Annotated in this window: 9 protein-coding genes; 5 read left to right on the forward strand and 4 right to left on the reverse strand. The window is 63.0% G+C overall.

Going from position 1 to position 6,918, the window contains the following annotated elements:
* Together OES25_17190 and OES25_17195 are read right to left on the reverse strand one after the other, a co-directional pair.
* Window positions 1-860: serine/threonine protein kinase (locus tag OES25_17190; GenBank protein ID MDH3629373.1), on the reverse strand; the 860-nt coding region annotated here is incomplete at its 3' end.
* A gap of 218 nt (window positions 861-1,078) precedes the next feature.
* On the reverse strand, window positions 1,079-2,890 hold the full coding sequence (locus OES25_17195) for a S8 family peptidase (GenBank protein MDH3629374.1): 1,812 nt from the start codon (window positions 2,888-2,890) through the stop codon (window positions 1,079-1,081).
* 172 nt (window positions 2,891-3,062) lie between these two features.
* Here OES25_17195 and OES25_17200 point away from each other — a divergent pair, with 172 nt between their 5' ends.
* Window positions 3,063-3,443: a hypothetical protein gene (locus tag OES25_17200; protein MDH3629375.1), complete on the forward strand. Its 381-nt coding sequence runs from the start codon at window positions 3,063-3,065 to the stop codon at window positions 3,441-3,443.
* Here the strand turns inward: OES25_17200 and OES25_17205 are convergent, their stop codons facing one another.
* Entirely contained in the window at window positions 3,444-3,893 is a 450-nt protein-coding gene (locus OES25_17205; protein ID MDH3629376.1) for a hypothetical protein, read from the reverse strand. It abuts the gene before it with no gap.
* Between the two features lie 184 nt (window positions 3,894-4,077).
* On the opposite strand from OES25_17205, the gene OES25_17210 reads away from it, so the two are divergent.
* Window positions 4,078-4,200, forward strand: coding sequence for a hypothetical protein (locus tag OES25_17210; GenBank protein MDH3629377.1), 123 nt, complete (start codon window positions 4,078-4,080; stop codon window positions 4,198-4,200).
* Between the two features lie 27 nt (window positions 4,201-4,227).
* A complete protein-coding gene (locus OES25_17215; GenBank protein ID MDH3629378.1) occupies window positions 4,228-4,446 on the forward strand; it encodes a hypothetical protein in 219 nt (72 codons plus the stop codon).
* Window positions 4,447-4,589: 143 nt separating this feature from the next.
* Here the strand turns inward: OES25_17215 and OES25_17220 are convergent, their stop codons facing one another.
* Window positions 4,590-5,288: a DNA alkylation repair protein gene (locus tag OES25_17220; GenBank protein ID MDH3629379.1), complete on the reverse strand. Its 699-nt coding sequence runs from the start codon at window positions 5,286-5,288 to the stop codon at window positions 4,590-4,592.
* A gap of 121 nt (window positions 5,289-5,409) precedes the next feature.
* Here OES25_17220 and OES25_17225 point away from each other — a divergent pair, with 121 nt between their 5' ends.
* Both OES25_17225 and OES25_17230 read left to right on the forward strand, forming a co-directional pair.
* Window positions 5,410-6,336, forward strand: a complete 927-nt coding sequence (locus OES25_17225; protein ID MDH3629380.1) for a M14 family metallocarboxypeptidase — start codon at window positions 5,410-5,412, stop codon at window positions 6,334-6,336.
* Between the two features lie 51 nt (window positions 6,337-6,387).
* A partial coding sequence (locus OES25_17230) for an NAD(P)-dependent alcohol dehydrogenase (protein MDH3629381.1) occupies window positions 6,388-6,918 on the forward strand: 531 nt, incomplete at its 3' end.

A 6,918-nucleotide genomic window follows, 5' to 3' on the forward strand; every position in this document is an offset into this window, starting at 1 on the left:
GCTTGCACGACCTCTTCGATCGCGATGCGCGCGTCACCGATGTCCCGCAGCCGCTTGTTCGGATCACGCTCGAGGCAGCGCTCGAGGAGGCGCCGGATGCGGGGCGGCGTATCCGCGGGCAGCGAGCCCCATTCGACCTCCTTCATGATCACGGCGGCGAGCGTCTCGGAGATTCCCTCGCCCTGAAACAGTCGCCGTCCGCTGAGCATCTCGAACAGCACGACCCCGAAGGACCAGATGTCGGCCCGGCGATCGACATCCTTGGCCTTGGCTTGCTCGGGACTCATGTAGGCCGCCGTACCGAGCACCATCCCCGCCACCGTGCCCGCCGAGGTCAACGTCGGTGACATCGACGGACTGGCGCCCGATTGCGACGGATCCAGGAGCGCCTTGGCCAGACCGAAGTCCAGCACCTTCACCACGCCGTCGTCGGTCAGTTTCACGTTGGCCGGTTTGAGATCGCGGTGGATAACACCGGACTCATGCGCCGCCTCGAAGGCATGCGCGATCTGCAGCGCCACCTCCAGCGTCTGCCGGCGCGACAGCGCGCTTCCCGCCAGACGCTGTTGCAAGTCCTGACCCTCGACCAACTCCATGGCCAGGAACGGCGTGTCGTCGACCTCGTGGATCCCGTGGATCCCCGCGATGTTCGGGTGGTTCAGAGAGGCAAGCAGCTTGGCCTCGCGCTCGAAGCGCGCCAACCGGTCCGGGTGGGTGGCCATTTCCGCAGGCAGCACCTTGATCGCCACCTCGCGATCGAGGGTGGTATCGACGGCGCGCCAGACGACGCCCATGCCGCCCTCGCCGAGCTTGTCGACGATCCGGTAGTGCAACAGGGTCCGGCCAGCTTCAACCGTCATGGATCACTCCTGGAGAGCGTGATTCTACAGGAAACCGGTCGGCGTCAGGCCATGGTCTTCGGGTGTGGTGGGCACCCGGGGTCTCAGGAGGAGAGCACAGTTCGGGGAATCATGACGGCCGGTAACGTCTTCTGTCGTTGAAAGAAAGGGCGAGGAGCGCCTCCCGGGGGAAGAGACGCTCCTCTGAGACAAGAGGGGGCTGGGGAAAGAAGGGTCAGTCAGTCGGACCACAGCAGGGTGTCGGACCACAGCAGCGTGTCGCTCCACAACAGCGTGTCGGACCACAGCAGCGTGTCGCTCCACAACAGCGTGTCGCTCCACAACAGCGTGTCGCTCCACAACAGCGTGTCGCTCCACAGCAGCGTGTCGCTCCACAGCAGCGTGTCGCTCCACAGCGGGCCGAGATCTTGCACGTGGAACCGTCCGCGCTTCTGCGGGTCGCGGAAGACGATCGGCGAGGGTGCACGATCCACTCTCAGGTCCGAGTCCAGCGCGTCCTGCAGGACGATACAGCCCGAGCCCTGGGCAAACGGGCTGCGATCGACATGGTGACGGGCCGTGGTCATCAACCGCGCCTTGACCGACGCCGGCGTGAGGGAGGGATCCTTGCCGATCATGATGGCGGCCAGCCCGGCGGCCATCGGCGTCGCCATGCTGGTGCCCGACAGTTCGAAGTAGCTGGCTCCGGAGTCGCCCTCGGAGGGGGCCGAGACGATGTTATCGGGAAGCAAGGCTTCGAGTCCCGACCCGGGTGTCCTAAGAGAGACGATGCGGTTACCTGGGGCGATGACGTCGGGCTTCAGGATATGATCGAGAAACGACGGGCCCCGAGACGAGTAGGTCGAAACCTTGTCGTCGCCCAGGGCAAGGGTGTTCCAATCGGTCATCGAACCGATCGTCACGATCTCCCGGGCGTTGCCCGGGCTGGTGATTGTCAGGTTGCCGTTGTTGCCGAAGTTGCCTGCGGAGGTCACGACCACGATGCCCGCATCCCACGCGCGAACGCTGGCCGCGACCAGTGGGTCGAGTTCGGCCTTCTCGAAGATCGGCTTGCCGAGGGACAAGACGGCCACGCGGATGTTGAAGGCCTCCTTGTGTTCGATGACCCATTCCAGGCCGGCGATGACGTTGGCGACCGTGCCCAGTCCCTCGTCGTCGAGGACCTTGACGTCGATGATGTTGGCTTCCGGTGCGACTCCGGTGAACTGACCGGCGGATCGGCTTCCGTCGCCGGCCACGATGCCGGCCACGTGGGTTCCGTGACCGAATCCGTCGGGACCGAAACCGGGATCGGCGGGGGCCTGAGACGCGCTGTAGGTCTGCTGCATGACTGACGCCGACTGCGCCTGGGCGCCTTCATCCGAAGAGATGCTGGTCATCGCGGAATAGGGGCTGTCGTTGGAGCCGGCAGAGACCAGTTGCTGAGTGATGTCGTCGATCGGGGCCTCGCGGGGGTCGAACCCCTCGTAGTCGCTCAGATCGACGGAGGCGACGATCCGCCCGGCCAGGTCCTGATGGAGATTGACACCCGTGTCCAGGATGGCGACGCCGACACCCGCACCGCGGTACGGCGTGTCGTTTTTTGGGGCGGAGCCCGGTGCACCGACCGACGGGACGCCCACATCGAGGGATGCCCGTATCTCCGCGTCCGGTGTGACCCAGAGCACACCGCCGTCGAGCGCCAACAGGCCTGCATTACCGGCGGACAGCGTCACGGCGTATCCGTCGATCCGCGGCATCCGCTGGATGTCGGTTCCGCCGAGGGCCTCGAGCCGGCCGAGTTCGGCCTCGCCACTCTCTGCGCTGTAGACGACGACGACCCGCGTCGAACGCGCGGGATCGAGGGCGACCGCAAGACGAATGTCGTCGTGGGCCTTGACTGTCTCGTCCACGACAAGGGACGCATCGGCTTCGGCAATCCTCAGGATCTCACTAGACTGCGAGACGGAGATCGTCAGCAGGATCGCCAGGCCGGCGACTGACGCCAGAAGAAGCGGGGAGGTTTGTTTCTGCTTCGTCAAGGTTCGCATGGGCCACCTCTTCGTGATGCCGATGACGGGAGGGTTCGGTCCCGTCGACGTATTCCTTTGCAATGGAGGTGCCACGACACGGGAATCGCCGATTTTGCCAAGATGACGAGGTTTTTTTCGTCATCGCTCCCGGCAGACGATTTGCGGCCGGTGTCGCGGGAAACGACACCGCGTGCCTCCGCTCTTCGACACGGCCGGGGAAGTCGTTACGTCGGAGCGGTTTGGCGGGTGTGTCGCCGGATGCGACACAACGAGGGGCGAATCGCGACACGGCGATCAGGTCGTGGGCTCGGTCTCCGGTTCCTCGACGACCGTCTCCTCGGCGCCGCTGCCGTCCAGACCGTACCGCTTCATCGTGATCAGGCCCGACGAACAACCGGCGCAGATCGATTTCGTGGTCCTCCCCCAGCCGGGCAGAATCAGCAAGGGGATCTTTCGCTTCGACGGGGGGACCCTCGTCGTGAAGGCCCCGGAGAGCGGGCTACCTCGACCCGGAGAATTCAAGGAAGACTCCGGCCCGATCGCGTACTTGCGACTGAGCCGCGCAGAGTAATCAGTCGGGCGCGCCGCAGGTCGAGGGTGTCGCCTCCCGGGCTTCTTTCTGCAGCCGGATCTGTCCCGATTCGCTGCAGGCAAAATCGTGGTAGCCGTTCCAGCCGTCACACTGCGCCGTCGCCATCCACTCGTCATCGAGCCCGGCCCGCGAGCAGGTCTCATCGATCACGCCGGCCGGTTCCCCGCGCCAGGGACACTCCTCACCCGACAGGCAGAATCTCGCGGTCCCGTGGTAGCAGTAGACCTCCAGGGAATCCCCGCTCGCCGATTCCCCACCATCGTGCATGCACTGATCGGCGATGACGTTAATCAGGCCGTCCCCTTCGCACTCGAACGCGCCTTCGAATGTCTCGACCGCGACGACGGGCGGGGTCTCCTGGGCGGTTAGCATTCCGGTCGCGACCAGGAGCGCCGCGAGGACGAGAGAGGCGATGAGCGATGTCTTCATGTCGAGTCCTCCGAATACTGTTTTCATGAGGCAATGGTGCGGGAATCAGCCCCGGAAAGCTGTCACATCCGTGTAACAAGACCCGCGGATCCGTGGCCGCGCCGCCACCCGTCCGCCATTAGGTCCTAGGGGGCTGTGCGGAGTACAATAGGGGCTGCACGTTCGCACCCAAGGGAGTCTTGCCATGAAGACCAGGCCAATGACGCACGCTGTCGTGTTGCTCGCGCTGCTCGCCCTTCCACTTGCCGGCTGCGGCGATGCCGCGGCCGCGCAGCTGGAAGTGACTTACTACTACCTGCCTGGCTGACCGATCTGTGACAAGGTCAAGCCCGCCGTGAGCGGGTTAGAGCAAGAATTCAAGGGCAAGGTCGTGGCGAAGAACATGGATGCCACGACACCAGAGTCGGCGACGATTTGTAAGGAGTTGGGTTTCAGCAACCACGGTCTCGTCGTGCGTGATGGCGCCGGGGATGTTCTGTGGAGCCAGCCGGATCACGAGGTCGTTGTCGACGATGCCCGGCAGGCGATCAAGGGGTTGCTCGATAAGGTTTAACAGCTCCTGTGTCCGTGCGCAGCTTGCAAAGTGATTGATTTCAAATGGTGCCGGAGCCGAGACTCTAATCCGAGGAGCTTCGGATTCACTTCCACAGCTGTCACATCCGTGCAATAAGACCCGAGGATCAGTGTCTGCGTACACTACAGTCCCAGCTTCTTCTTCACGTAGTCCCCGGTCAGGTGCTTCACCACATCAAACGGATCGCAGCTACCGTCGGGATCGAAATCGATCGGGCCGATCTGTTTGGCGACCTTGAGCGCGGCGCGGTTGAGCTTCTTGGTTCGCTTCCCAATCCCCATCAATGCGGCGGCCATCGACATCAGCACGGGCACCGGTGCCTTGGGATGTTTCTTCTCTATGGCTGAGATGTGCGCCAGAAAGTAGTCTTCCTCGGGTGCAGTCTTCTTGGTGTTCTTGGAGATTTCATAGAGCAGTCCGTAGCCGCAGCTGCGGCGAATCGTGTCCTTGCTCTTGACCCACTTGTCAGTGAGTTCGACCACGAATGGGGTCTTGGCCAGGGTCGCGTCGCAGGAGGAAAAGGTATGGGCGAGGTAGCCGCCATCGAGTTGTTCGACCTGGGTCTCCGCCTGGTCCATCGTCATCGTCTTGGGATCGTCGACGAGCATGGAAACGATCTTCATTTCGTGGACATTGGATTTCCACAGCTGTCCCGCTAACTTCGCATCGCGCCCAACCGACTTGGCGAACTTGCGAAGCTTCACCAGTCCAATGCCATAGCTTTTCATCCCTGCGGGAGTCTTCTCACGCGTCTTCCAGTGCGCAATCCCGCGCTCGTCCTGATTGTCTTTCAGCCACGCAAGTACGTCTGATTTCTTCATGGTCCGAGTATACCGTCCCATGGGGCCGAACGAGGAGTGCTCTACGGTTCTAGGGTTTTGGACACCCGGATGGACACCTGTTTCTCTGGCCGGGGCACGTGGTAGCTTGGGTGATCAAACCATGCAACGTTACTACCCGATAGGCACGCCGGGAGAGCCTTGGACCGATACTGAGAAGGTCGCCTGGTTCGAACGCTGCGAAGTCCAGCGCAGTTACAAGGACGAGGTGATCCAGAAGCTCGATCGTCTCGGCGCTCCTTTCCATGTCGAAACATACGGTGCACTCGGCATCGATCCGCAACGCTACCCATTGTTTGCCGTCATGGGCAGATCTCCTGTGGACGGGCGGCCGTGGGCGCTCGTGACTGGCGGGGTCCACGGATACGAAACGAGTGGCGTTCAAGGGGCGCTCGCGTTTCTCGAAACCGTCGCGCCCTCCTATGCCGACCGCCTCAACCTGCTGGTCGTGCCTTGCGTTAGTCCATGGGGCTACGTGGTCATCCATCGCTGGAACCCGTTGGCTATCGACCCCAACCGTTCGTTCGTTCCGGACAGTCCGGCTGAGGAGTCCGCGGCACTCATGGGACTGGTCGAGGTTCTGTCCAGCGACTCGGCCGAATTCCTCGTGCACATCGACTTGCACGAGACGACCGATAGTGACGAACAGGAATTCCGTCCGGCCTTGGCCGCTCGAGACGGGAAGCCTTTCGAGGCAGGCCACATCCCCGATGGGTTTTACACCGTCGGTGACACGGACAATCCGCAACCTGATTTTCAAGCGGCCATCATCGCGGGCGTGCAGCAAGTCACACACATTGCTCCCGCCGACGCAAATGGACAGATCATCGGGTCGGATGTCACACAAGCGGGCGTCATCAACTACCCGCTCCGGGATCTCGGCCTCTGCGCCAGCGTTACAGGGGCACGATTCACCAGCACAACCGAGGTCTATCCGGATAGCGCCGAGGCGACGCCGGAGACTTGCAACCAAGCGCAGATCGCGGCGGTCCGGGCCGCCCTCGACTACGCCCTGCGAGACGCCGGATAGCCACCCCGGCGGAACCCGCAAACCGTCTCGACCGGTAGCATGAGGACGGTCATGAAAGCAGTCGTTTACGACAGATACGGCACGACGGACGAACTCTCCGTAAAGGAAATCGAGCGCCCGACTCCGGGAAAGGCCGAGGTGCTTCTCCGGGTAAAGTCGGTTTCGCTAAACCTCTCCGACTGGGAATGTCTCACGGGCAGCCCCTTCTACGTCCGCCTCTTTGGACTCCTCAAGCCGCGCATGCAGATCCTGGGTTCCGACATTGCCGGGACCATAGAGGCCTTGGGGAGTGGAGTCAGCAAGTTTGCCGTCGGCGATCACGTGTTCGGCGACGCCCTCGGCACGTTCGGTGGATTCGCCGAGTACGCATGCGTGCCGGCCGACAAATTAATGAAGAAGCCGGAAGGACTGACGTTCGATGACGTGGCCGCGGTACCCCAGGCTTCCACCATCGCGATACAGGGGCTGCGCGCGGGCGGCGGGATCCGATCCGGACAGCGGGTCCTGATCAACGGCGCGGGCGGTGGGTCCGGCATGTTTGCCATCCAGATCGCGAAGATGCGGGGGGCCGAGGTCACGGCG

The sequence above is a fragment of the Acidobacteriota bacterium genome (genome assembly GCA_029861955.1).
GTDB lineage: Bacteria > Acidobacteriota > Polarisedimenticolia > Polarisedimenticolales > Polarisedimenticolaceae > JAOTYK01.

Excerpts from the sequence above, each read along its gene's own strand:
- OES25_17195 (MDH3629374.1), bottom strand. The coding sequence starts at position 2,890 with ATGCGAACCTTGACGAAGCAGAAACAAACCTCCCCGCTTCTTCTGGCG.
- OES25_17205 (MDH3629376.1), bottom strand. The coding sequence starts at position 3,893 with ATGAAGACATCGCTCATCGCCTCTCTCGTCCTCGCGGCGCTCCTGGTC.
- OES25_17210 (MDH3629377.1), top strand. The coding sequence starts at position 4,078 with ATGAAGACCAGGCCAATGACGCACGCTGTCGTGTTGCTCGCGCTGCTC.
- OES25_17220 (MDH3629379.1), bottom strand. The coding sequence starts at position 5,288 with ATGAAGAAATCAGACGTACTTGCGTGGCTGAAAGACAATCAGGACGAG.
- OES25_17225 (MDH3629380.1), top strand. The coding sequence starts at position 5,410 with ATGCAACGTTACTACCCGATAGGCACGCCGGGAGAGCCTTGGACCGAT.